The 23,795-nt window shown below is 59.4% G+C and carries 24 protein-coding genes; 9 read left to right on the top strand and 15 right to left on the bottom strand.

Translation table 11 applies throughout. The annotated features are described in order from the left end of the window. Nucleotides 1-34: 34 nt before the first annotated feature. The 10 genes from BJP06_RS00670 to BJP06_RS00630 form a co-directional block, all read right to left on the bottom strand. Entirely contained in the window at nucleotides 35-859 is an 825-nt protein-coding gene (locus tag BJP06_RS00670; RefSeq protein ID WP_071572489.1) for an inositol monophosphatase, read from the bottom strand. Between the two features lie 5 nt (nucleotides 860-864). Further along, a complete protein-coding gene (priA, locus tag BJP06_RS00665; protein ID WP_071572488.1) occupies nucleotides 865-1,614 on the bottom strand; it encodes a bifunctional 1-(5-phosphoribosyl)-5-((5-phosphoribosylamino)methylideneamino)imidazole-4-carboxamide isomerase/phosphoribosylanthranilate isomerase PriA in 750 nt (249 codons plus the stop codon). A gap of 44 nt (nucleotides 1,615-1,658) precedes the next feature. Continuing rightward, the gene (gene hisH, locus BJP06_RS00660) at nucleotides 1,659-2,312 is read right to left on the bottom strand and encodes an imidazole glycerol phosphate synthase subunit HisH (protein ID WP_083290915.1); all 654 of its coding nucleotides are present in this window, start codon (nucleotides 2,310-2,312) and stop codon (nucleotides 1,659-1,661) included. Nucleotides 2,313-2,323: 11 nt separating this feature from the next. Next, nucleotides 2,324-3,550 carry an MFS transporter gene (locus tag BJP06_RS00655; RefSeq protein ID WP_083290931.1) on the bottom strand — a complete coding sequence of 409 codons (1,227 nt, stop codon included), beginning with the start codon at nucleotides 3,548-3,550 and terminating at the stop codon, nucleotides 2,324-2,326. Nucleotides 3,551-3,626: 76 nt separating this feature from the next. Continuing rightward, nucleotides 3,627-3,803 carry a hypothetical protein gene (locus BJP06_RS12005; protein ID WP_168156151.1) on the bottom strand — a complete coding sequence of 59 codons (177 nt, stop codon included), beginning with the start codon at nucleotides 3,801-3,803 and terminating at the stop codon, nucleotides 3,627-3,629. Continuing rightward, nucleotides 3,804-4,406 carry an imidazoleglycerol-phosphate dehydratase HisB gene (hisB, locus tag BJP06_RS00650; protein ID WP_070362250.1) on the bottom strand — a complete coding sequence of 201 codons (603 nt, stop codon included), beginning with the start codon at nucleotides 4,404-4,406 and terminating at the stop codon, nucleotides 3,804-3,806. After that, nucleotides 4,396-5,526, bottom strand: a complete 1,131-nt coding sequence (locus BJP06_RS00645; RefSeq protein ID WP_071572487.1) for a histidinol-phosphate transaminase — start codon at nucleotides 5,524-5,526, stop codon at nucleotides 4,396-4,398. The genes hisB and BJP06_RS00645 overlap by 11 nt, the downstream gene beginning before the upstream one ends. Before the next feature lie 2 nt (nucleotides 5,527-5,528). Beyond that, nucleotides 5,529-6,842 (bottom strand): histidinol dehydrogenase, encoded by a 1,314-nt coding sequence (hisD, locus tag BJP06_RS00640; RefSeq protein ID WP_071572486.1) that lies wholly within the window; start codon nucleotides 6,840-6,842, stop codon nucleotides 5,529-5,531. A gap of 132 nt (nucleotides 6,843-6,974) precedes the next feature. Beyond that, entirely contained in the window at nucleotides 6,975-7,508 is a 534-nt protein-coding gene (locus tag BJP06_RS00635) for a hypothetical protein (protein WP_071572485.1), read from the bottom strand. Beyond that, entirely contained in the window at nucleotides 7,499-8,188 is a 690-nt protein-coding gene (locus BJP06_RS00630; RefSeq protein WP_071572484.1) for a hypothetical protein, read from the bottom strand. Before BJP06_RS00630 ends, BJP06_RS00635 begins: the two co-directional genes overlap by 10 nt. Nucleotides 8,189-8,382: 194 nt before the next feature. Between BJP06_RS00630 and BJP06_RS00625 the strand changes: the two genes are divergently transcribed. The 6 genes from BJP06_RS00625 to BJP06_RS00600 all read left to right on the top strand — a co-directional run bounded on the left by BJP06_RS00625 (nucleotide 8,383) and on the right by BJP06_RS00600 (nucleotide 16,955). Continuing rightward, nucleotides 8,383-8,952 carry a TetR family transcriptional regulator gene (locus BJP06_RS00625; protein ID WP_071572483.1) on the top strand — a complete coding sequence of 190 codons (570 nt, stop codon included), beginning with the start codon at nucleotides 8,383-8,385 and terminating at the stop codon, nucleotides 8,950-8,952. Between the two features lie 63 nt (nucleotides 8,953-9,015). Next, entirely contained in the window at nucleotides 9,016-11,199 is a 2,184-nt protein-coding gene (glgX, locus tag BJP06_RS00620; protein WP_071572482.1) for a glycogen debranching protein GlgX, read from the top strand. A gap of 93 nt (nucleotides 11,200-11,292) precedes the next feature. Further along, nucleotides 11,293-12,696, top strand: a complete 1,404-nt coding sequence (locus tag BJP06_RS00615) for an exonuclease domain-containing protein (RefSeq protein ID WP_071572481.1) — start codon at nucleotides 11,293-11,295, stop codon at nucleotides 12,694-12,696. 227 nt (nucleotides 12,697-12,923) lie between these two features. Beyond that, entirely contained in the window at nucleotides 12,924-13,337 is a 414-nt protein-coding gene (locus BJP06_RS00610; RefSeq protein WP_143110509.1) for a hypothetical protein, read from the top strand. A 47-nt stretch (nucleotides 13,338-13,384) separates the two neighbouring features. Continuing rightward, nucleotides 13,385-15,892 (top strand): malto-oligosyltrehalose synthase, encoded by a 2,508-nt coding sequence (gene treY, locus BJP06_RS00605; protein WP_071572479.1) that lies wholly within the window; start codon nucleotides 13,385-13,387, stop codon nucleotides 15,890-15,892. 25 nt (nucleotides 15,893-15,917) lie between these two features. Beyond that, complete coding sequence (locus tag BJP06_RS00600) at nucleotides 15,918-16,955, top strand: GTP pyrophosphokinase family protein (protein ID WP_070362242.1); 1,038 nt, start codon at nucleotides 15,918-15,920, stop codon at nucleotides 16,953-16,955. On the opposite strand, the gene BJP06_RS00595 is transcribed toward BJP06_RS00600, so the two are convergent. Genes BJP06_RS00595 through BJP06_RS00585 form a run of 3 tightly spaced genes read right to left on the bottom strand, consistent with a single transcriptional unit; the run spans nucleotide 16,952 to nucleotide 18,236 of the window. After that, complete coding sequence (locus BJP06_RS00595) at nucleotides 16,952-17,338, bottom strand: RNA-binding S4 domain-containing protein (RefSeq protein ID WP_071572478.1); 387 nt, start codon at nucleotides 17,336-17,338, stop codon at nucleotides 16,952-16,954. The two genes, BJP06_RS00600 and BJP06_RS00595, sit on opposite strands and share 4 nt — an antisense overlap. Before the next feature lie 9 nt (nucleotides 17,339-17,347). Beyond that, complete coding sequence (locus BJP06_RS00590; RefSeq protein WP_070362240.1) at nucleotides 17,348-17,581, bottom strand: hypothetical protein; 234 nt, start codon at nucleotides 17,579-17,581, stop codon at nucleotides 17,348-17,350. Between the two features lie 10 nt (nucleotides 17,582-17,591). Then, nucleotides 17,592-18,236, bottom strand: a complete 645-nt coding sequence (locus tag BJP06_RS00585) for a YigZ family protein (protein WP_070478815.1) — start codon at nucleotides 18,234-18,236, stop codon at nucleotides 17,592-17,594. Between the two features lie 57 nt (nucleotides 18,237-18,293). Here BJP06_RS00585 and treZ point away from each other — a divergent pair, with 57 nt between their 5' ends. Further along, nucleotides 18,294-20,078, top strand: coding sequence for a malto-oligosyltrehalose trehalohydrolase (treZ, locus tag BJP06_RS00580; protein WP_083433143.1), 1,785 nt, complete (start codon nucleotides 18,294-18,296; stop codon nucleotides 20,076-20,078). Here the strand turns inward: treZ and ilvA are convergent. Beyond that, the gene (gene ilvA, locus BJP06_RS00575; protein WP_071572476.1) at nucleotides 20,062-21,351 is read right to left on the bottom strand and encodes a threonine ammonia-lyase IlvA; all 1,290 of its coding nucleotides are present in this window, start codon (nucleotides 21,349-21,351) and stop codon (nucleotides 20,062-20,064) included. The genes treZ and ilvA overlap by 17 nt on opposite strands. Before the next feature lie 194 nt (nucleotides 21,352-21,545). Between ilvA and BJP06_RS00570 the strand changes: the two genes are divergently transcribed. Then, nucleotides 21,546-22,004, top strand: coding sequence for a hypothetical protein (locus BJP06_RS00570; protein ID WP_070362236.1), 459 nt, complete (start codon nucleotides 21,546-21,548; stop codon nucleotides 22,002-22,004). Nucleotides 22,005-22,040: 36 nt separating this feature from the next. After that, complete coding sequence (locus BJP06_RS00565; RefSeq protein WP_071572475.1) at nucleotides 22,041-22,415, top strand: hypothetical protein; 375 nt, start codon at nucleotides 22,041-22,043, stop codon at nucleotides 22,413-22,415. 81 nt (nucleotides 22,416-22,496) lie between these two features. Here the strand turns inward: BJP06_RS00565 and BJP06_RS00560 are convergent, their stop codons facing one another. Beyond that, nucleotides 22,497-23,705 carry a cobalamin-independent methionine synthase II family protein gene (locus BJP06_RS00560; RefSeq protein ID WP_071572474.1) on the bottom strand — a complete coding sequence of 403 codons (1,209 nt, stop codon included), beginning with the start codon at nucleotides 23,703-23,705 and terminating at the stop codon, nucleotides 22,497-22,499. Nucleotides 23,706-23,795: the final 90 nt, after the last annotated feature.

Genomic DNA, 23,795 nt, shown 5'->3' with positions numbered 1-23,795 from the left:
CTCCAGCCCGCAAATACGTTCCGGAAACTACATACTACCGCGAAGCACTCTGCCTATCAGGGCTTTCAAAGCACCGTTGGACCGTCGCGAGCGCAGTCGCATGGGCAGCATTCGTACCAATGACAGCCCCCATCGACGACATCTCCCATGGCTGCCCGTACACGTCAGTCACCGTCGCGCCCGCGCAGCGACCGAACAAGACACCGGCCGCGTTATCCCACACGTGCGGGGAGAAACTCACGCTGGCCTGGAACACACCCGACGCCACAAACGCCAAGTCCACGCCCACTGAGCCAGTCATGCGTGGTCGCAGTGAGGTGGCAGCCAATTCACCGACGAAGGCCAAGCGGCCTTCCGCTGGAAACGCAGCGCGATCATCCGAACCAACGGTTGCAACGCCTACCTGAGCGGCCGTCGTCGAAGGATCAACGCCCTGTGGGAGCGCAGGCAATGGGTCGCCGTCAAGCACAACGGGCTCACCCGAGATCGCATGCATGCGGTGCCCCAGCAAAGGCATGTCGGTCACCGCGACGACCGGTTGGCCGTCGATAAGGAGCGCTACCAAGATCGCGCACATCGGGTTGCCACACGAGTAGTTCGAGGTGCCGTCGACAGGATCGAGCACCCAGCACGCCTCAGCGTTGAGGTCCCCGCCGTGTTCCTCCCCGAACACGGGGATACCGGTCGCTTCCGTCAAGCGTTTCCTCAGCAACGTTTCAATGGCGAGATCCGCTTCCGTGGCAAAGTCACCTTCGCCCTTAAAGAGCGCTGGAGCTGCACCGATATGTGTTCGAAACAGCTCGGCGGCTTCATCGACCGCCTCTAACGCAATAGCTCGGTATGCCTGCAGATCCCGCACGCTGTTTACTCGCCCTTCGATACCTTTGCGACGGCCTCCAGCGCCTCACTCAGCGTGAAGCGCTTCTCGTAGAGAGCCTTGCCGATAATGACGGAGTCGATCCCTTCATCGGTATACCGGGCCACTTCTACAACGTCGTCGAGAGTCGCGATTCCGCCCGAGGCAGTAATCTGAGCGTCCGTCGCTGCGGCGACCTCCCGCAACAGTGCAACATTCGGCCCCGCTAGCGTGCCGTCCTTGCTCACGTCGGTCACCACGAAACGGCTGCAACCAGCGGCATCGAACCGCTCCAGAACCTCCCACAGATCACCGCCGTCGGACGTCCAGCCGTTCCCCTTCGTGCGCCACTCACCATCAGTTTCACGCACCGCGATATCAATCGCGATCTTGTCGCCGTAGCGCTCAATTGCCTTACAGGTCCACTCCGGATCCTGTAGCGCCGCGGTACCAATATTGACGCGCTTCGCTCCGGTGGCAAGGGCTCGCTCCAACGTGGCGTCGTCACGAATACCACCCGTGAGCTCGACAGCGATACCCAGCTTCGCAGTGATATCCGCCATCAACTCATGGTTCGAGCCACGCCCAAACGCAGCGTCCAAATCCACGAAGTGCAGCCACTGCGCCCCCTGCTCTTCCCAACGGCGAGCAGCCTCCAGGGGATCCCCGTAGCTCTTCTCCGTCCCGGCTTCCCCCTGGTCCAGCCGCACGGCCTGACCTTCAACAACATCAACAGCAGGCAACAAGGTAAAAGTCATGGTGCTCATCTTATCCAATCTAACTCAGCCAGGTTCGGCGCTCGCTACAGAGTCTTCACCCAGTTTTCCAGGAGATGAAGTCCTGCGTCACCAGACTTCTCAGGGTGGAACTGCGTCGCCCAGAGCGGACCATTTTCGACGGCAGCCACAAACTTATCTCCACCGTGCTCCGACCAGTGCACAAGTGGCGGCGCAATGAACTCATCCGCTTTCAGCGTCCATTCGCGAACGCCGTACGAATGCACGAAGTAGAAGCGCTCGTCTACATTAATGCCATCGAACATGCGCGAGCCGCCAACTATGTCGACGGTGTTCCACCCCATGTGTGGAAGCACAGGAGCCTGGAGCTTTTCAACGGTCCCCGGCCACTCTGCTAATCCAGCAGTATCAATGCCATGCTCGACTCCATGCTCAAAAAGGATTTGCATACCAACGCAGATACCCAGCACAGGACGACCACCTGCAAGGCGCTGTCCGATGATGCGCCCCCCTTGCATCGCCTGCAACCCACGCATGCATGCATCAAACGCGCCAACCCCCGGCACTAACAGGCCGTCAGCCTCCACCGCGATCGCCGGATCGGCAGTAACGCTGACGCGCGCACCAACTTGTTCTAGCGCACGCTGAGCGGATCGGATATTTCCTGCCCCGTAGTCGAGCAGCGCAACATGGGGTTGTGGCATGTCGTTAGCAGTCATGAAGACTAATTCTAGCGCCCGTTCCGCCGATAAAGGCGCGGGGGCTGAACATTTTTCAGCCGCACGGACAAGTTATTAACTTCGACGACACGGTGCTTGCCCAGCTGCCTATCCAGCAACGTAATAACTACGCCAATAAGGATCACGGCCGCCGCAAGACCAAACATCGGAGTAAACATCATCATTGTCAGCAACATGCCGTACATCGTCGACCCCAGACCTGTTCCTCCGTCGAATGCGATATTCCAAATCGCAGAGGCCTCAGAGCTCTTCGAACGGGGCAAGCGATAGAACATCAAGGTGAGCGCCTCGTTCTGTACCGCGCCGAATCCAACACCGTAGATCAACGCTGCCAACGCCATCCACCACACCGGCAGATCAAGAAGCAGAATGAGCGCGATGAGAAAGACACCACCTGCAGCGATGAACTGGCACGGAATGAGAATGCTGCCTGGGTATCCCTTGCGGTCCATGACCTGACCCGCTGCGTACCGCGACAACATAGAAGCGAAGTTCATCACGCCCAGCATCACACCGCCAAGCGCCGCTCCCTTGGCCGGATCGAGATCGCGCATCGCCGCGGGAAGGAAATTAGTAATTGCACCATACGCTGAGGTGACGAACATCAAGGCCATGCCCGGAACAAACACAAGCCGCCACATCGGTACGTGCACGTGCGCCACGCTCAACTCATCGCGGTCCGCTTGTGGCACAGCTGGGATGAACATGCATGCCACCAACGAAATGAGGCCTACGCCCGCTGCAATGTAATACACCGCGTTATACCCAATGACGTTGACCAGGGCGAGGCCCGTCGGCAAGCCGACCATCTGAGACAAGCCCACCATGATGCCCAGCGTGCCGGTCGCCCGCCCCAGCAAGCGACGCGGTACCAACTCAGCGACGACGGCTGCCTCCGCTACCGTCAGCGCGCCAAACCCAACACCGCGGATCGCGCTCACAGTCAGCACTGTTCCGGCTTCCATTCCCAACGCGTAGGCGAACGCCGGAACACCCAAGAGCAAAGAAGACAGCCCCATAATCAGGCCAAACCCGAACTTGCGCAGCAGCGCAGGTGTCGCCATCTGTGTAAGCACTGTAGCGAGCATGAACACACCGGTGGTAAGCCCGGCCAGCGTTTCGGTTCCTCCTGCATCGAGCACCGCCGTAGGAATCACCGGCAGCAGCACCGCCCATGCGGCGAACGCTGCCATCACCGCGAGCAGAACGGGCTTCATGCCGCGTGCCTTCCAAACGCTCGAGACCGAGTTGATTTCCTCAACAGTAAGCGGTGTTGGTGGGAAGAACTTCAAACTACATAACCTCCATCATTGCCATGATCGCGAATGCGAGCGCCAGCGCAGTAGCCAAGGCTAACACTGCAGTCGGCACCCTCAATCCACGCTGGTACGTTGACCACACTCCGCCTGCGAGCACACCCGCCAACACGAAGAGGCCAAGCACTCCCATACTTGCTGGAATGCCTCCCACCTATAACGCACCCTTTGTCGACGGCACACCCGTAATCTTTGGGTCTGCATCCACTGCAGCTCGCAAACTGCGGGCCACAGCCTTGAATTCGGCTTCCGTAATGTGGTGCGGATCGCGACCATAGCGCACATTCACGTGCAAGGTCATTCGGGAGTTATACGCAAGCGTCTCAAAGAAATGGCGATTTATCACCGTGGCGTAGTGCCCGCCGATGACCTGCCAATCCATATGCTCCGGCTCACCGTTCATCACAAAGTACGGACGCCCAGACAGGTCTACAACTGCCTCAACGAGCGTTTCGTCCATCGGCAACAGCATCGAGCCAAAGCGGCGGATGCCACGCTTGTCCCCGATCGCATCCAGCAGGGCCCACCCGAGCGTGATGGCGGTGTCTTCCACCGTGTGGTGGGCATCGATCTCCGTGTCGCCTTTCGCCTTCACCGTGAGATCGAAAGCACCGTGCGCCCCGAATGCGGTGAGCATGTGATCGAAAAACGGCAATCCGGTGTCAATGTCAGTCACGCCTGTGCCGTCGAGATTGATGGACACAGCGATGTCGGATTCAGACGTCTTCCTGTGTGCGGTCCCTACCCTATTCGCCATGAAGTACCTTTCTTGCTGCCTCTAGGAAGGCATCGTTTTCGCTATCAAGTCCAACCGTCACTCGCAGGTGACCTGCGACGCCAACGTCACGAATGAGTACGCCACAGTCGAGGAACTGCTGCCACGCTGCATGGGTCGAAGTGGCGTCGCCAAACGGGCCGAAGAAGATGAAATTCGACGAGCTCGGCACAACCTTGTAGCCCATCTCTTCCAGCGCTGCTTGCACGCGCACGCGCTCCTGCGCCAACTTGTCAACCGTCGCGAGCGTGTCCCCGGCGTGCTTCAGCGCCACGCGTGCAGCGACCTGGGAGAGCACCGAGAGGTGGTACGGCAAGCGAACCAGCATGACGGCGTCGATAAACGCCGGTGCTGCAACGAAGTACCCTAGGCGCGCGCCTGCGAAATCGAACGCCTTCGACATCGTGCGCGACACAACGAGCTTCTCTGGATACGTTGCTAGCAGCGTCGTTGCGGACGGGGAATCCGAAAACTCAGCGTACGCCTCGTCAATAATCACGATGCCAGGTGCAGCCTGAACAATCTTTTCGATGTCTTCGAGTGCAGTCTCACCGCCAGTTGGATTGTTCGGCGTAGTGATAAAGATGACGTCCGGCGCGTGCTTTTCGACGGCCTGCACGGCCTGCTGCACATCGATATCGAAAGATTCGTTGCGATCAATCGGGATAAACTCGGTTTGCGTGCCCGCCGCAAGGATTGGGTGCATCGAGTAGCTAGGCACGAACCCCATGGCACTGCGTCCGGGGCCACCGAAAGCTTGCAACAGCTGCTGCAAAATCTCGTTCGAACCGTTTGCGGCCCAAATGTTGTCTTTGCTGACCTGGACGCCCGTCTGCTTCGACACGTATGCGGCCAGGTCTTCCCGAAGCAACACGGCGTCGCGCTCTGGGTAGCGGTTGAGCGACCGTGCCGCTGCTTCAACCTCGGCAACCAGGTCCTGAATCAACGCCTCAGAGGGCGGGTACGGATTCTCGTTGGTGTTCAGCGCGACAGGCACTTTCAACTGTGGGGCGCCGTATGGGTTCTTTCCTTGCAGCTCGTCGCGAAGTGGTAGCGATTCGAGCGTGACGCCCTTCGCGATCGTCGAAGGATCAGTAAACATACTTACTTAGCTCCGTTTCCTCGTGCCTTAATGGATTCACCGTGTGCAGGAAGCTGCTCTTCCGCAGCCAGCACCATGATGTCCTCAGCGATATCCGCCAACGCTGCCTTGTCGTACTCGATGAGATTGACAGGCTTCAGGAACGTCAGGGTGGACAGGCCGGGGTTGAAGCGCGCCGTCCCGGATGTCGGCAAGACGTGGTTCGAGCCAGCCGCATAGTCACCGAGTGGGACCGGTGAGTATGGCCCGACGAAAATTGCGCCCGCGTTTCGAACTCGCTCCGCAACCGCGCGAGCATCGCGCGTGTGCACCTCCAGGTGCTCTGCTGCGTAAACGTCTGCGACTGCGACAGCCTTCTCAATATCATCGACCAGGATGATGCCGGACTGCTTACCGCCCAGCGCAGTAGAGGCGCGCTCAGCGTTGAGCGTTTCCTTCGAGCGCTGCTCAACGAGTTGGCCGACTTCCTGCGCCAGGGCCTCTGAGTCGGTGATAAGCACACTAGCTGCTTGCTCGTCGTGCTCTGCCTGCGAAATCAGATCGAGCGCCACGTATTCCGCATTCGCGCTATCATCGGCGATAACCGCGATCTCGCTTGGGCCGGCCTCCGCGTCAATGCCCACCGTGCCGTTGACTACGCGCTTCGCGGCAGCAACGTAGATGTTCCCCGGTCCGGTCACCATATCAACTGGTTCCAGGCCGTGGGCATCATCGCCGTACGCCAGCAATGCAATCGCCTGGGCACCACCGACTGCCCACACTTCATCGACGCCGAGCAGCGCGCACGCGGCGAGCGTCGTTGGGTGCGGCCAGCCGCCGAACTCCTCCTGAGGAGGAGTGCAGACCACCATGCTGTCCGTCCCCGCCTCCTGCGCAGGAATCACGTTCATGAGCACGCTCGAGGGGTACACTGCCTTTCCACCTGGAACATAAAGTCCCACGCGCGAAACAGGAATAAATGTCTCGGTGACAGTTGCGCCATTCGCAAGCGTCGTAGTGTGTGGCTGCGGCTTCTGCTCAGCATGTACCTTGCGAATCCGCTCGATCGCGACTTCAAGCGCGGAGCGCAGCGCAGGATCAAGCTTGTCGACGGCCTCTTTGATCACCTCCGACGGCACCCGCACGGATGCTGGACGGATCCCGTCGAACTTCTCTCCGTATTCGAGTGCCTTTTCGGCACCGCCTACGCGAACCTCTTCAACGATCGGCGTAACTGCGGGAAGCACGGCATGGACATCAACGCCACCACGTGGCAGTGCCCTGCGAAGTTCGGCGGTCGTTGGGGTTGTCCCCCGGAGGTCGGTAACTCTCAGCATTTTCGTGTCTCCCAGATTCAACAAATGAGCACAATACGTACCGCAGCCATTGTATTCTCCGACAGGCGCGAAAAAGCTGTTCAGGCCAAAAAAGGCGTCACCCCAGAGCTTTCACCAAGGGAATAAGGTAGTTCACACTATTTCGGGGGTGTCGACTGCGCGGATCACCATCCTCGACCACGCGACGAGTCCTGTGGCGAATGGAGCGAGGCACAACGCCACTCCCGGGGCAACTATCGGAAACACGCTTAAGCGTTGACCGTCCTGGAAGCCGTCTGCATGCTCAGGCAAAGCTGTGAGCCAGCCCGAGACCATTCCGCCAACCGCCAATACAACGTATCCGGCGAGCGCGGCAACGATGAGCTGCCAGACAAACCATGCGAGCTGGCCCCCGCCTCGACGCGCTCGACCCGCAGCACCGACAACCAACCCGACTACCAACAACACCACCGCTAGCCAGCCCAGCCCAGCAAACTGCGCATTCTGGATCGTTTCCGTTTCATCGATCATGAACGATCCATCCGACACAACGGTCACTATCGGGGGACGCAACCACGCCCACGCTGCCCCACCGATTACACCGCTGACAAGCCCAACGAAAAGCAGGCCGGCGCCAGCGTGGATCGTGGCGCGCGGCCTGGAGTCGAGCTGCTGTGCTAGTTGCACAGCTTCCAGCGACCGTCTTCGTGCGTGAAGAGCTGGGTCTGGGTCTTTTCGCCCTCGGAGTTATTCGACTTCACTGTCGCCGAAGCATGGTTGCCATCAACGCGGACGTCGCTCAGGGAAATTTCGGTCTTCGGGATCTCAATCGCCTGACCGGCCTCTTCCTGCATACGGGCAGCCTGCTCAATCACCTCGAGGGAAACGCCTTGGCGCTCCATCTCTTCCAGTGCGGGTTCGGTGATCTTCTTACAGGAGTTATCCAAGATGACGCGCGTCCACTTTTCGAAGGACTCCGGGTTCGTCACCTTGCGAACCACTTCCTCCATTTCCTTGCGCTGCTCTTCAGTGCCTTCTTTACCGCCCTCGATTGGCTCGAAGGTTGGAACAGCGAACTCTCCGTCCTCAAACGGATTCGCAATCGTTGGGATCGCGCCGGGCTCCCCTTGTGCCTCCGTCTGCTTTTTGTCGTCGGACTTCTTCTCGCCCTTTTCGTCCTTCTTCGGCTCTTCCTTCGCCGAATTCTCGACCTTACCTTTCTCGGAAGCCGCCGAATTCGGAGCGCTGGCAGCGGTGGACAGTCCGCCGCCCGCGGTCTCGTCATCAGAGCCACACGCAGTCAATGACATTGCCAATGCAACAACGGCAGCTGCAGCAACCTTGGAACCAGTGGTGGAAATCCTCACGACGTATCTCTCCTTACAGCGACCAGCACAACGGTTGTACCCGGCCTGTTACGTTAAAAATCGTTGATGCCAATTTTAACCACTCGTTTCTGCTGGCCCAATTACGCTCCGGTACAAAGTATCTGAACACTCTCTGTGAACTCGTTGTAAACGCCCACCCCCTCTCCACCGTGAGACAGGTAACATAGGCACACATGCACCTGTCCGTGGATCAGATCACGATCACTGCGATGGATTTACTCAGGTCATATGGCTTAGCCGATGTGTCAATGCGCAGGATCGCCAAGGAGCTCGACGTCGCACCGTCAGCGCTGTATTGGCATGTGGCAAGCAAACAGGACCTTGTGGCTCGCCTGGCAGAGCACATCGTTGCGCCCCTCACAACCTCCTCCTCACCAGCCACATCCACGAGTGAAGCAGCCAGAATGCTCCGTAACTGCCTGCTCAGCATTCGAGATGGTGCTGAGGTGACGGTCACAGCGGTAGGCAATCCGGAGTCTCCGATACACTCCCAACTCCAGCGCTTTTTCATCACATCATTGGCTATGGAAGTCGAAGGGGCGTCGACACCTCAGCTCAGCGCAACCGCCGATGCTCTCCTACACCTAATCCTTGGCAGTGCCCTCGTCCAGCAAACTGAATCCCAGCTGGTAGCGGCTACGAATGCAAGCGAAACGTTGCCACAATCACAGACCATTGAGAGGGACGACTCGTTCGCATTTTCCGTCGATCTCATCATTCGCGGGCTGCAAGCGGGCCGCTGATTGCCAGGCTGGTGAGGGTTTCGCAATGCGGGAACCCCCGGGGGTGCACTATGGTGATTCCTTATGATTCAAAGCTCTACTTCCCCAAAGCCCGCGAACGATATCGTCGTGTGGCCTGGTTCCCCATACCCGCTAGGTTCTACCTATGACGGTGCCGGAACAAACTTCACGCTCTTTTCAGGAGTTGCGGAGAAGGTTGAACTTTGCCTTATCGACGACGAAGGCGCCGAAACTCGCATCGAACTTGAAGAGGTAGACAACCACGTGTGGCACGCCTACCTTCCAGGAATTACACCTGGACAGCGCTACGGCTACCGCGTCCATGGTCCGTGGGATCCAGCGAACGGCAAGCGCTGCGACGCGAACAAGTTGCTCGTCGACCCCTACGCGCGCGCTTTCGACGGCGAGTTCTCACAGCATTCTTCGCTGTTTTCCTATGACATCAACGCAGACGCTCCCGGAACGGGCCGCAACGAAGAAGACTCGCTGGGCCATACGATGCTCTCTGTCGTCATCAACCCGTTCTTCGACTGGGGCGATGACCGCGCACCACGCATCCCGGATGAGGAAACCGTCATCTACGAATGCCACGTCAAAGGCATGACCCAGACGCACCCTGACGTACCCGAAAACCTCCGCGGCACCTACGCAGGCATGGCACACCCAGCAGTGGTCAATTACCTCAAGGATCTGGGTGTGACGTCTGTCGAGCTCCTGCCTGTCCACCAGTTCTTGCAGGATGGGCGTCTGCGCGACCTTGGTCTGCGTAACTACTGGGGTTACAACACCTTTGGCTTCTTTGCCCCCGAGAACAACTACGCAGCTGCTGCGCAGCCGAGCGACGCCGTCGCCGAGTTCAAGGGCATGGTGCGGGCGTACCACGAAGCAGGCATGGAGGTCATCCTTGACGTCGTGTACAACCACACTGCTGAAGGCAACCACCTCGGCCCCACCATTGCTTTCCGCGGCATCGACAATGAGGCCTATTACCGACTCGTGAACAACGATAAGTTTCACTACATGGACTACACAGGCACCGGAAACTCATTCAATGTGCGCGACCCTCACTCACTGCAGCTCATCATGGACTCTTTGCGTTACTGGGTCACTGAGATGCACGTCGATGGTTTCCGTTTCGATCTAGCTTCGACCCTTGCACGCGAGTTCTCTGACGTCGATCGTCTGGCAACGTTCTTCGACCTGGTCCAACAGGACCCGGTAGTCTCGCAGGTCAAGTTGATCGCCGAGCCATGGGATGTCGGTGAGGGAGGCTACCAAGTTGGCAACTTCCCTGCGCTGTGGAGCGAATGGAATGGTAAGTACCGCGACACGATGCGCGACTTCTGGCGCGGTGAACCCGCTACGCTTGGTGAGTTCGCATCCCGTCTGACCGGCTCCTCTGACTTGTACCAACACAACGGACGTCGCCCTACTGCCTCGATTAACTTCATTACGGCCCACGACGGTTTCACGTTGAATGACTTGGTTTCCTACAACCACAAGCACAACGAGGCCAACGGTGAGGACAACCGCGACGGCGAAAGCCACAACCGCTCCTGGAACTGTGGCGTCGAGGGCCCGACGGATGACCCCGAGGTGAATCAGTTGCGCGCCCAGCAGCGTCGCAACTTCTTGACGACGCTCCTGCTCTCCCAAGGCACGCCCATGATCTCTCATGGAGACGAGCTGGCCCGTACCCAGGGTGGCAACAACAACGTCTATTGCCAGGACAACGAGATTGCGTGGATGGATTGGACACAGCTCGACGACAGCGAACAGCTGCACGAATTCACAAAGCGTCTGATCGCTATCCGCAAGGCCCACCCGGTCTTCCGCAGGTGCCGGTTCTTGGAAGGCGGCGCGCTGGGCACGGATGCTGTCGACCGCGAAATCGCCTGGTTGGTGCCGTCCGGCGAGCTGATGACGCAATCCGACTGGGACTTCGCGTTTGGCAAGGCACTGATGGTTTACTTCAATGGCGACGCCATCGCAGAACCGGATGCTCGCGGTCAGCGTGTGCGAGACGATTCATTCATTCTGATGTTCAACGCCCACTACGAAGACATCGAATTCACGCTTCCTCCACAGGAGTTCGGATCAAGCTGGGAGGTGCTCATCGATACAACTGAGAAACTTGGCTACCCGGCGAGTACGCTGACAATCGGCGCCTCGGAGACCACCGTCGTCCCGGCGCGCTCTACAGTTGTGCTGAAGCAGGTAGGTGCCCCGGTTCGCGAGGACGCCTAACTCCAGGGGCTTGACCGCCGTCAGTTTCATGTCCGGTGGGTGAGTAGTATGTGTGCTACCCGCCTACCGGATTTTTGATTGGAGCCATACGCTGTGATTACTGCTAGCCGTGCGACGTTGAGTGTTTCGAATACGGAGCTGGTCGTCACCCCAACACCCTTGGAGGCGGCGCTGGCTGGCTCCAGCGAGCCCACGCGCATTCCGATAGAGGCAATCACAAAGGTTGACTTGACCGAAGGCGATGACTGGAGCACGGGCACCGTCAGTATCACGTGTAGCGACATCGTTGTAAACGTTGTTTTTGCGCCTGGCGCGGGCGCTGCGATGCGCGAGCTCGAGGATGCTATTTCTGCTGCGCAGCGTGGCGACGCCCCGACGCAGGACGCGCAGCGAGGCGGTTCAAGCGGTTTGCCTGGCTTTGATTTCGTTGCGTTTGATGTGGAAACCGCCAACCAGAGGTGGGGTTCTATCTGTCAGATCGGTGCGGTGAAAGTCATTGATGGTGTAGAAACTGACCGCGTTTCTTGGTTGTGTATGCCTCCGGAGCAGTGGTCCGAGTTTGACCCCCACAACGTCGCTATTCATGGGATTCGTCGGGAGGACGTGGCAGACGCACCAAGTGTGGCTGACTGTATTGCGCAACTTGTCGAGTTCGCTGGTTCCCTCCCCCTTGTGGCTCACAATGCGCATTTTGATAGCACTGCACTGTTTCAAGCTGCTGGTGCAGTCGGGATTGATGCGCCACAGTTGCTCTTCGCATGCTCGTTGGCGCAGGCGCGCTCGTGCGACCTTGATGTTGAGAACCACAAGTTGCCCACCTTGGCGTCTCACTTCGGCGTGCCGCTGGAGCAGCACCACGACGCCTGCGCGGATGCTGCAGCCTGTGCGGGCATCATGGTTGGCCTGGCCCGTCGGGCGCACTACCAGGGTTCACTTGTTGGGTTTGTCCATGACGCTGGCTTCACTTTGGGCTCGATCGATTCTCATCGGGTGACTCCAGTGCTCAGGGACCGATCCGGCGCGGGGCGTGCACTGCAAGCAGAAAGCATCGCCAAGGGAGGCATGCAGGCAGCTGCCGCTGCAGTTCCTGCACCTGCTGGAAGCAACCAAGCGGGCCCCTCTAGAAAGAGCACGCCGAAGCAGAGCAAGGGTCGCAAGCCAGCTCCGTGGCAAGCGGTGGCAACCCCGGACACGGTGCCAGAACCGGCGCTCGATGCTGATGCTTCCTCGCCATTGTTTGGGCAGCACGTCACGCTGACCGGTGAGTTTTCTCCATTTGATAAGGGTGCGCTGTGGCAAGGCATTGCTGCTCAGGGTGGCCAGGTGGGCAAGAACGTGACGAAGAAGACCACCATCCTCGTTGTTGGCGAATGGGGGTCAATGACCTCGAAGGAAAAACGCGCTCGGCAGCTTATTGAGCAGGGCCAAGACATAGCACTCTGGAAGGCCGACAAGTTGTTGGACGCCTTGGGGTTGAACGAGCAGCCACCGTTTTAAAACTTTTTGGGAACCATCGGCGGGTTTGAACGGTCTAAGTACATATGACTACTCATATGCCCGCTCCGTGCGCCCCTTCAATGCTTGTACCCATTTTCCCCCGTCTGGCCCGACGTTGTGAAGTCACGTCGAGTTCTTCGCGTGCGTGGCTCACGCCAGGTTTCGGGGCTTCGACCGCTTACATCAGTTTGGCGCCCGGGTTGGTGTGCGTCTTTGACTCAGATTCGGTGGAGGGCCTGACGCACCAGTCCATTGGCGCGATGGGCTTGACGGTCCACCAGGCGTGGAACTCAGCTGCGCGCATGCTGAGCACCGATCTTCTCGAGGGCCGAGTAATCTTGGACTACCTGCCAGCGGAAAATTCGCTAGGGTTCGGAGCACCGAAGGGAGTTCAGGTGCAAAGCTCTGCTGGGTATGCGGCGTCTTGGCTCGCTCACCCACAACTCTTCTCGACGCTCTATGCTCACGTTGATCGCGTACTCATGCCGTACAACGAACTGCTGTTTTATTCCCGCGATCAGCAAGAACTCTTCGTCTTCGACGCCACCTTGGAGGAAGTTCTGGCGTTCGCCAATCCGGAGCACGTCATGCGCTATTCGGTTGGCTTCCCCCTCTCTTGTGATTCTCGCGTCCGCAGCTAAGTGCGTCTTGAGCTACTAGGGTGGCTGGTAACTTCAAGGAGGACGTATTGCAAACCCCAATTACATCAACCTACCGTCTCCAGCTGCGCGGCCCACAAGCCGATCCGTCGAGTCGCGCGTTCGGCTTCGACCAGGCCGCGCAGTGTCTGCCCTATTTGGAGTCACTCGGTATTTCCCATATGTACCTCTCTCCTATCTTGCAGGCACTGCCGACATCGAATCACAACTATGACGTCACTGACCCGACTGTGGTCAACCCGGAACTGGGTGGACTAGCAGGCTTCCGGCGCTTCGTGGAGGCAGCCAAAAAACTCAACCTTGGCGTGATAATCGATATCGTGCCGAACCACCTGGGTGTCGCTTCCCCGCAGCTCAATAGCTGGTGGTGGGACGTTCTCAAGCATGGTCGCGACTCTGAGTACGAGCGCTACTTCGATATCGATTGGCACGCTGACAACGGGGCGGGCGGGAAGCTCGGCCTGCCGATCTTCGGGAAGGAACACGACGAAGATGCTCTCACGCTGCGCTATTTAGATCAGGACAACCCCGAAAGCGGCATCGTGCTGGCCTACTACGACAACGTATTCCCACTCAAGCCAGGCACCTGCTCTTCCCTCGACGACGATCCGAAGGAGGTCTACGAGCGTCAGTCCTACAAGCTGATGTTTTGGCGCGACGGCATCATTTCTTATCGCCGATTCTTCTCTGTCAACGGGCTTGCGGGCATCCGACAAGAGGACCCCGCGGTCTTTGAACACACGCATGCGATCATCCGCCAGCTTGTGGCTGAGGATCTGATTGACGGCGTCCGCGTCGACCACCCGGATGGACTCACGGATCCTTTCGGGTACTTGTCACGGCTTCGTGATGTTGTTGGTCCCGATCGCTGGCTGGTCGTCGAGAAGATCTTAGAGGTCGATGAGCCACTCGATCCGCGCCTCCGCGTCAACGGAACCACCGGCTACGACGCGCTTCGCGAACTCGACGGCATCTTCGTCAACCAAGCCGCCGAGGACACACTCAGTATGCTCGCACTGCGCCAATCGGGCTCCACGTGGGATCAGGCGGCGCTTGATGCCGCGGCGCTACAGCTCAAGCGTGAGGTGGCAACACACGAGCTTCAGGCGGAGGTTCGCCGTCTTACCCGCGCGATTCGTCGCGATAACTTTTCGACGGCCGGCGTTGCCGTCTCTGACGAAACCCTCGTTGACACCGTTATTGCATTAGTCGCAGCCATCCCCGTCTACCGCGCCGATTACCGATCACTGTCCAGGATTACCGCGACGGTCGTTGCCGATATGGCGCAGCGCTTCCCTTCCCGGCGCGACGCCCTCGACCTCATCGCGGCTGCCCTGCTCGCTGAAGGTGAGGCAAGCACCCGCTTTGCGCAGGTGTGTGGCGCAGTCATGGCAAAGGGCGTCGAGGACACGTTGTTCTATAGGGCGAACCGGTTGGTGGCGCTGCAGGAAGTAGGCGGCGCTCCTGGCCGTTTCGGGGTTGGTGCGGCAGAGTTCCACTTGTTGCAGCAAGAGCGTGCTGAGCTGTGGCCACAAACAATGACGACGCTGAGCACCCACGATACGAAGCGCTCCGAAGATACCCGCGCGCGGATGCTGGAGATCGCCGAAGTACCAAACGCGTTTGCGGAGTTAGTGAACACGACGACAGCGCTGTTGCCTCCGCCAGACCACGCCACGGCGCATTTCTTACTGCAGAACATCGTGGGGATTTGGCCCGCGGATGGGGTTGTGACAGAGACGCTTTCGCAACGGTTGCGTGACTATGCGCTGAAGGCGATCCGCGAGGCCGCTCTTCATACCAGCTGGTTCGACCCCGATGAAGGGTACGAGCAGCAGGTACTGGATTGGGTGAATGCGGTATTGGCAGGCCCTGCGACTTCGCTGATTTCGGACTTCGTGGCGACTCTCCACGAGGGGGCCGTCGCGGTATCACTGGGACGCAAGGTGCTCCAATTGGCTGGCGCAGGTGTCCCCGATACCTATCAGGGCATGGAGTTTTTCGAACCCACACTCGTAGACCCGGACAACCGCAGCTTCATCGACTACACCGCACGCACGCAAACGCTGCACCGGTATCTCGATGCACGGCAGCAACCGCAGTTCAATCTGGGTGACTTCTTGGGCTGCGAGCAAGACGGTTCGCCGGGCCGGTCCTGGCCGGGCCTGTCCGAGTCTGTCGACGCCGCCAAGCAGCTGGTTATCCGTGAATGCCTTACGGCACGAAAGTCCACGCCGACCTTGTTTACCGAGGGGAAGCACCGCGCGGTGTTTGCGGTCGGCCCATCCCAGCAGCACTTTGTCGGATTCGCTCGTGAGCACCGGGATACGGCCGAGATTGGTGTGATTGCGGTTGCAACCCGAAAGCCCCTTGAACTTGCGCGCCGGGGTGGCTGGGAGGACACCACACTGACGTTGCCGCAGGGGTCCTGGTTCGAGCGGTTCACCGGTAGAGAGTTTCACGGCACTGTCCCGGTCGGTGTCCTGCTCGAGTACCTTCCTACTGCGCTGTTGGAGCGTCGAGAGGCCGTCGAATAGCAACGGTGGGTACACTGTTGTGCCGATGAACACGAAGCACAATGACACAATCGCGCAACTCGGCAACACCTACTTCGCGTGGCTGCGGCAACACGAAGGGGTTGCCGAGGAGTTTCGTCATGCGCTCCACGAGCTCATGATCGACGCCGGTATCAACTTTGACCGCGTCGATGTGCGTATCAAAAGCTGGCCTTCGCTGAAAGAAAAAGCTAAGAAGCGTCGTGGTGGAAAGATTGTGTACCCGGACCCGTGGAACGACATCCGTGACCTCATCGGGGCCCGTATCACCGTGATGCATTCAACCGAAATACCAGCGGTGCTTCGCTTGCTTGCGGATCAGTTCGACGTGCTTCGTAGCGTGGACAAGGCGCAGGAGACGAGGGTGTCGGGCACGTTCGGATACGGCTCGCACCACCTGGTACTCCAGGTAGGTGAGCATAACGAGGAGCTCGAACACTACCGCGGGCAAGTCTTCGAGGTGCAAGTACGGACGGTGCTGCAGCACGCGTGGGCGGAGTTCGAGCACGATGTGCGCTACAAGCGCTCTCACGGCGAGCTGGACCCACAAATTGATCGCGCGTTCACGCTCGCAGCCGGGCTTATCGAACTTGCGGATCAGCAGTTCGACCAAATCGCAGAGCTGTCCAACCCGCAAAAACAGAGCCCGAGTGCTCCCGATACCGCAGCGGCATTGGCACCAGAGACGCTCCCCGGCGTGCTCACCGTGATCCTTGGGGCGTCGTTTCCCCTGTCCCGCGTTGACGATTACAGATTCTTGCACGAGCTACTCAGCGCCGACGGCATCGAAACAGTCTCTGCTCTCGCGGAGTTAGCGAACCCGGCAGACATCGAAGCCGTGCAGAACACGCTGCAGACGCGGTTCACCCCAGGCCAAGTCAGGCTTGTCGACGACCTCCTGCTGAACAAGTACGGGCAGGAGCACATCAACCGCACGTGGGAAAGCGGAAACCGGCCATTACTACGCAAACGCAAACTTACACGCAGGCTCACCCAACTCCGTGAGGGCGGCGCCCCGCAAACAAACTCGGGCGAGAACGCCTAGAAGCTGTTGCGCCCCCGCAGGCGGTCGAGCTGCCTGCGCTCTTTCTTCGTCGGCCGACCTGCCCCACGATCCCGTACGGGCAGCGCACCAAACACCTCCGATGTCACAGGAGGTGGGGAGTGGTCTACATAGCAGGTCGTGGCGATTTTCGCTCCGGCGCGCTTCTGCAGCGTCTGGGTGACTTCCAGGTCAAGGTAGCGATGGTCCTTCCACACCTTGAGCCGATCCCCTGGCACGACCTGTGCTGAGGGCTTGACTGCTTTGCCATTGAGCTTGGCATGTCCGGCGCGAACCGCCTCTGCGGACAACGAGCGCGTCTTAAAGATGCGGACAGCCCAGAGCCAGACGTCGATCCTCGTCGCGGTGGTATTTGGGCTAGTCATCGTGCTTGTTTAGTAGTTGTCGTGATGGTTTACGATCTTTTGCACCTTGCTCCAGTTGATATAGCCGCCAACCACGCCAATGACAAGGCACACGATAAACAGTTGCCACGAACCGGCAATCAGGCCGAGCGCTACACCAGCGCCGAGGCCACCGCCGGCCCACACGACTGCGTTCTTGGAGTAACGGCGTACCGCCTGCTTGCGGGATTCAATCGGATTCGATGGACGAGGCTGCATAGTCATGGCACACAGTTTAGCGTGCAGATTCAATCCATTGGCGACCTGCTTCTTCTGCCTCCGCGCGGCCCTGGGTGCTCGCTGCGAGTTGCGCGTCGAGTGCTTCGCGTTGTCCGGGGTCGTGCGCCAGCGTGTACGTGGCGGCGGCACCGTACTCGACGTTGACAATGTCAAAGCCTGCGTTGCGCAGCTCGGCCTCGATGCGACCTGCCTCCGCGTGCGGCAGATCGACGCGCACGAGTTCCTTTGTACTACGCAGCACCCGCGGTACCAGTGGAAGCGTCTGCCCAACCGAGTCAGAGTAGGCGTGAACCAGCCCTCCTGCACCCAGCTTGATACCACCGAAATATCGGATCACGACAGCGGTGAGGTCAAGCATTTCGGAGCCGTGCAGCATATCGAGCATCGGTTTGCCTGCGGTGCCGGAGGGCTCCCCATCGTCGGATGAGCGTTCGACGGGCAGGGCGTCGTCGACGTTCAGAATATATGCGGAACAATGGTGACGTGCATCGGGGTAGGTCTCACGGGCCTGCTGGATCAGGGCCCGCGCCTCGGCTTCAGACTGGGTGCGGCCAATCCAAGTGATGAATCGGGATCGTTTGATCTCGATCTCGTGAGTGGTGATGTCACCGGCGGCGGGCAGTTCGTACGATGTGCGCATAGTGCTTCCACTCTAAATCCATTGCGACGGTTATGGTACTTCCATACAGTTGGTGGTATGTCTAGCAAGCACACTCCGATGCCCCAACAATTTGGGGTGTGGGCTCCGAACGCGCACGGCGCGCGCCTGCACCTCCACGACAGCGAAGGGCCCCGCACGCTCGAGATGCAGCGTGACGAGACCCGCCGGGACTGGTGGGTGGTTCCGCGCGAAGTCGCCCAACCCGAAATTGGTGCGCGCTACAGCTTCTCCTTGCTTCGTGACGGCGAGTGGTCACAGCCACTACCCGACCCTCGTTCGCGCTTCCAGCCCGAGGGCGTCCACGGCCCATCAGAGGTGACCAGCAGCACGTTCGATTGGACGGATGATTCGTGGGAAGGCATCGCACTTCGCGACCAAGTCCTCTACGAGCTCCACGTGGGCACCTTCACGCCACAGGGGACGTTCGAGGGGGCCGTCGAAAAGCTTGATTACCTTGCCGAACTTGGCGTCAACTCCATCGAGTTGCTGCCGGTGCAGCCCTTCGCGGGTGCCCGCAACTGGGGCTACGACGGCGTGGACTGGTTCGCCGTGCAGGAATCGTACGGCGGCCCCGAGGGCCTCAAGACCCTTATCGACGCTGCTCACGCCCGCGGTATCGCCGTCATCCTCGACGTGGTGTACAACCACTTCGGCCCCGAAGGTAACTACAACGGCAACTTCGGTCCGTACACAACCGCAGGGCACACCGACTGGGGTGACGTGATCAACCTGTCCGGTGCCCACTCGGATGAGGTCCGCGCATATGTACTCGACGCCGTGCTCCAATGGCTCGACGAGTTCCACGTCGACGGCCTGCGACTCGACGCGGTGCAGACCTACGACGATCGCCTGGCCTTCTCCATCATGGAGGAGATCAAGAACGTCGCCAACGAAGTTGAAGCTTCCACCGGCATCCCCCGCACCATCATCGCCGAATCGGAGCAAAACAACCCACGGCTCCTCGAGTCCCCGGAGCGCGGCGGCTACGGGCTCGACGCACACTGGCTTGACGACGTCCACCACGGGATCCACACGCTGGTCACCGGCGAGCGTGCCGGGTACTACGCCGACTATGGCACGCTCGAAATCCTGGCGGATACACTGCGCAACGGTTACCGCTTCCGCGAGGACTACTCCGTGTACCGCCAGCGTACCCACGGCAAGGCGCTCGACCTTGACCGCGTCGCACCGTGGCAGATGGTCACCTACACCACCGACCACGACCAGACCGGAAACCGCGCGAAGGGTGACCGCCCGTCGCAGTATCTCAGTGCGCGCAAGCAGGTCCTCAAGGCGGCCGTCGTACTCCTATCTCCATTCAGCCCGATGCTTTTCATGGGCGAAGAGTTCGGTGCACGCACGCCGTTCCCATTCTTTGTCTCGCACAGCGATCCACAGCTCCTGGAAATGACCCGCCAGGGGCGCATGAACGAGTTCGCCCGCATGGGATGGGACTCCTCAGCCGTCCCGGATCCTGCCGCGGAGGAAACGTTTACCTCCGCGAAGCTCGACTGGAACTTCGACGAGGAGCAACGCGAGATCCTCGCGGCGTACAAGAAACTCATCGAGCTGCGCCGACAATACCCGATGGCACGCGACGACCTTCGCCAGCTGACCGTAGATCACGGCCCAGCTCAGGGCGCAGACGACGCGTGGCTAACCATGGGTGACCAGGCAGTGCTGGTGGCAAACTTTGGGTCGGAGGGCACCGTCGCCCCAGTGGGCGGAACACTGCTGTACACCTTCGGTGGCGCCGAGGTCTCCGCCGACGAAACCCGCTTAGAACCGTGGGCATTCGCCCTGGTTATGCCGACACAATAAAGTCATACTCTGGTGTGCCTGGCAGGAGGCGTCGACAATCAATGACCGACGCCTCCATCCGCTCAAGCAACGGCTCGAGGTCGCTAGCGCAAGAAAGCTCCAGGCCAACCAGTGCGGCACCGGTTTCTTTGTTGTTCTTCTTCAGGTACTCGAACAAGGCGATATCGTCGTTAGGCCCAAGGATGTCGGTAAGGAACGTGCGCAGCTGCCCTGGCTCCTGAGGGAAGTTCACCAAAAAGTAGTGCTTCAGTCCGCGGTGCACAAGCGAACGCTCCATGACCTCTGCGTAGCGCAACACGTCGTTGTTGCCACCAGAGATGATGCACACCACCGTGCTGCCCGGCTGCAGCTTCATCTGCGATAGTGCCGCCACAGACAGCGCGCCCGCAGGCTCAGCGATGATGCCCTCGTTTTGGTACAGCTCCAGCATCGACGTGCACACCGCGCCTTCTTTGCAACGCAGCAGGTGCGTGCGAGCAAGGTTTTCCTCAATAACAGCGAACGGGAAATCGCCGGTGCGCTTCACAGCCGCGCCATCCACGAAGGACTCAATTTCGTTGAGCGTCACAGGGTGACCAGCCTCCAGGGCGGCCTCAAGCGACGGTGCACCCTCGGGCTCAACGCCTACGACCGCAGTGCCAGGCACCATGTCGGACACGTAGGAAAGCACGCCAGCCAGCAAGCCTCCCCCGCCGACTGGCACGAAGATGGTGTCCAGCTCGCGGCCCATAACTGACAACTGCGACACGATCTCCGCCGCAACTGTCCCCTGCCCGATGACGGTATCACGGGCGTCAAAAGGCTCAACCATGGTTGCACCGCGCTCAGCAGCGTCCTTGCGGGCGGCCTCCGCAGCGGCGTCAAACGTATCCCCCACGACGACCAACTCGATGTTTTCGCCACCGTGCACCAGGATTCGGTCTCGCTTCTGCTTCGGCGTTGGCTTCGGCACAAAAATCTTGCCCTGGATCCCCAACGCCCGACATGCGTAGGCCACACCCTGAGCGTGGTTGCCCGCTGACGCCGCAACGACGCCGGCTGCACGCGCCTCGTCACTGAGCCGTGAGATGCTGTAATACGCACCGCGAATCTTGTAGGAACGAACGTCTTGCAAATCTTCCCGCTTGAGGAAAATCTCTGCACCGTACTGCTGCGACAAGCGGGGGCAGTACTGCAATGGGGTCGGCTCAATCACCGCAGAAATCTTCGACTGCGCTGCTTGAACGTCCGCGGCGTGTACCGCGTGGAAAGCTGGCTGTTCCTGTTCACTCATAACAGCAAAGTGTATACCGCTGCACCACGTCTAGGTGATACTTTGCCGTAGCCAGTCCAGGCGTTCTAACTATTAAAAGCGTCAATTATCTGCTAGATTTTCTAGCAACAATTCGTGGAGACCGTAGCATTTCATTGACATTGCTGTGGTTTCGCCTCGAATTCCTATCCTTTCAAACAACTTCAGGAGATTTCATGAAGCGCATTTCCACCGTTGCCGTTGCCGCCGCAACCGCAATCTCGTTGACCGTCGCCCCTGCGTTCGCAGAGGAGAACGCCCCAGCGAAGGACACCACGGCTCCAACCGCCGAGCAGACCCCTGGTGACACCAAGGATCAGAACACCCAGGAAACCCCTGACACCGGCAAGGAGTCCGACAAGAAGGACGAGGAGAAGCCAGGCGAGACCGAAAAGTCAGGCGAGACCGAGAAACCAGGCGACAACAACACGAATCCTGGCACCAACAACAACACGAAGACGTCCGGCAGCTCTAAGGGACACGCCCTCGGCGCTTTCGCAGGCATCCTCGCTGCGGTCCTGACCACCGGCCTTATCGTCCTGTCCGACCCGACTGGCCTCAACAAGCTCATCGACATGGCAAACGCGCAGTTCCACCTGGGTCTCGGCCACGTCCACGTGCCGAAGGTGTTCTAAGCTTCACCACTACTTCAGACAAACAGGGAGTTGAACGTGAATACACGCTCACTGGTCGCGCTTGCAATCGCTACCGCACTCGGCGGAGCATGCCTCACCGCAAGCCCGTTGATGGCGCAAGAGCAGCAAAACACGCCGACCACGCAATCACGTGTTACTGCCACAGAAACAGCACCTGCTGTGACCGTGACGGTTACCGCTTCGCCAGTACCAAAGACCACGGAGCCACGGAAAGCTGAAGGCCCAAGCTCCGAAGCGATCAACAAAGGCATCATGACCGATGAAACTCGCGAGATTTTCAGCTACATCTCGGCTGGCATCGCACTCTTCGTCGGGCTGATTCAGATGATCACCGCGGCGATCAAGGTTATCCCTGGAGCACAGGACAAGCTGAAGTCCATGCTTAAGTAGTCGCAACGCGCACAAGAGCTAAGGCCGGTGCCCATCTCCTTCCGAGGTGGGCACCGGCCTTAGTGCTTCTGCTACTTCCGATTATCCGAAGAGCTGGCGCGACGCGATCTCCGCGCCCTTCACCAGTGATTCCAGCTTCGCCCAGGCGATCTGGTGGTTCAGGCGTCCACCCAAGCCACAGTCTGCCGAAGCGATAACGTTTTCTGGGCCGACGACCTCGGCGAACTGAACGATCCTATCCGCAACCAACTGTGGGTGCTCGACAGCGTTCGTGCTGTGCGAAATAACGCCCGGATAAATAACGCTGCCCTCCGGCAATGCGTGGTCCTGCCAAACGCGCCACTCATGCGCGTGGCGTGGCGACGCCCCCTCGAAGGAAAAGCCGCCAACCTCTGCTCGCAGGATCTCCTCGATAATGTCACCGAACGGTACGTCGGTAACGTGCGGGCCGTGCCACGAACCCCAGCAAATGTGCAGGCGAGTCAGTTCCTTCGGCAAGTCGCGGATGGACTCATTGATGGCGTCGATACGAATGCGCAGCCACGCACGGTAGTCTTCCAAGGTCGGCTCAGGGTTAATCTGATCCCAGGATTCTGCAAGGTCAGGTGCGTCGAGCTGCACGGTCAAACCGGCGTCGGTAATTGCCTTGTACTCGTGTGCCATCGCAGCAGCACACGCCTGTACGACTTCTTCGTCGGTGTTGTAGTACTCGTTCTTCAGACGGGCGGCGGAGCCTGGCGAAAGCGCTGCGACAAACCCCTGCGTGGCACCGGCGCGATCCATGGAGCGCTTCAGCAGCGCGACGTCCGTCTCAACTTCCTGCTGGCCAATGTAAGTAATCGGACCCGTGAACTTCGGGTTACCAACCTTCGCACGGCCAGTGAAAATGCCGGAGTGTGGGTCGGAGTACGCCTCGGAAAAGAGTGCGCGGTCGCGACGATCTGAGAAGCTGGTCAACTCAATGTTTCCAGGTGTGGAACGCTTGATCTCCTGCGAGGCCCAGCGGTCCTCGTCGGTCATGGTCAGTCCACCAAGGCGAGAGAAAGAGTAGTTCCACCAAGCACCGTAGTCGACTGCGCCAGAGGTGATGTGACCGTACTCGCCCTCGTTGATGATGTCGATGCCCAGGTCAACCTGGCGCTGCACGACCTCGTCGATCGCGCGCTCAAGGATCTCCTTGAAGTCCTCGTCGTTGATTTGCTGCTCCGAACGAAGTTGGTTCGCTTCGAGCAGCTCAGGGGTGCGCGGCAGGGACCCAACGTGTGTTGTCAAAATCTTGTGCTCGGACATATATTATGCTCCACTCATTCGCCTCTTAGCTGGTATTGATTCCAACGACAGAGTGTAGCCAAGCCGATTTTCACACTGGGGAATATATTC

This window comes from Corynebacterium sp. NML120713, assembly GCF_001875735.1.
In the GTDB taxonomy this organism is placed as follows: domain Bacteria; phylum Actinomycetota; class Actinomycetes; order Mycobacteriales; family Mycobacteriaceae; genus Corynebacterium; species Corynebacterium pseudogenitalium.
The sequence above is the reverse complement of the archived record's forward strand: the minus strand, read 5'-3'. Positions and strand labels throughout refer to the sequence as shown.

Coding starts and splice junctions, on each gene's coding strand:
- BJP06_RS00655 (WP_083290931.1), bottom strand. CDS start 3,550: ATGAAGCCCGTTCTGCTCGCGGTGATGGCAGCGTTCGCCGCATGGGCG.
- priA (WP_071572488.1), bottom strand. CDS start 1,614: ATGACTTTTACCTTGTTGCCTGCTGTTGATGTTGTTGAAGGTCAGGCC.
- ilvA (WP_071572476.1), bottom strand. CDS start 21,351: ATGAGTGAACAGGAACAGCCAGCTTTCCACGCGGTACACGCCGCGGAC.
- BJP06_RS00585 (WP_070478815.1), bottom strand. CDS start 18,236: ATGCGCACATCGTACGAACTGCCCGCCGCCGGTGACATCACCACTCAC.
- BJP06_RS00600 (WP_070362242.1), top strand. CDS start 15,918: ATGAACACGAAGCACAATGACACAATCGCGCAACTCGGCAACACCTAC.
- BJP06_RS00595 (WP_071572478.1), bottom strand. CDS start 17,338: ATGACTAGCCCAAATACCACCGCGACGAGGATCGACGTCTGGCTCTGG.
- BJP06_RS00570 (WP_070362236.1), top strand. CDS start 21,546: ATGAAGCGCATTTCCACCGTTGCCGTTGCCGCCGCAACCGCAATCTCG.
- BJP06_RS00625 (WP_071572483.1), top strand. CDS start 8,383: ATGCACCTGTCCGTGGATCAGATCACGATCACTGCGATGGATTTACTC.
- hisB (WP_070362250.1), bottom strand. CDS start 4,406: ATGGCGAATAGGGTAGGGACCGCACACAGGAAGACGTCTGAATCCGAC.
- glgX (WP_071572482.1), top strand. CDS start 9,016: ATGATTCAAAGCTCTACTTCCCCAAAGCCCGCGAACGATATCGTCGTG.
- treZ (WP_083433143.1), top strand. CDS start 18,294: ATGTCTAGCAAGCACACTCCGATGCCCCAACAATTTGGGGTGTGGGCT.
- BJP06_RS00560 (WP_071572474.1), bottom strand. CDS start 23,705: ATGTCCGAGCACAAGATTTTGACAACACACGTTGGGTCCCTGCCGCGC.
- hisD (WP_071572486.1), bottom strand. CDS start 6,842: ATGCTGAGAGTTACCGACCTCCGGGGGACAACCCCAACGACCGCCGAA.
- BJP06_RS00590 (WP_070362240.1), bottom strand. CDS start 17,581: ATGACTATGCAGCCTCGTCCATCGAATCCGATTGAATCCCGCAAGCAG.
- BJP06_RS00645 (WP_071572487.1), bottom strand. CDS start 5,526: ATGTTTACTGATCCTTCGACGATCGCGAAGGGCGTCACGCTCGAATCG.
- hisH (WP_083290915.1), bottom strand. CDS start 2,312: ATGACTGCTAACGACATGCCACAACCCCATGTTGCGCTGCTCGACTAC.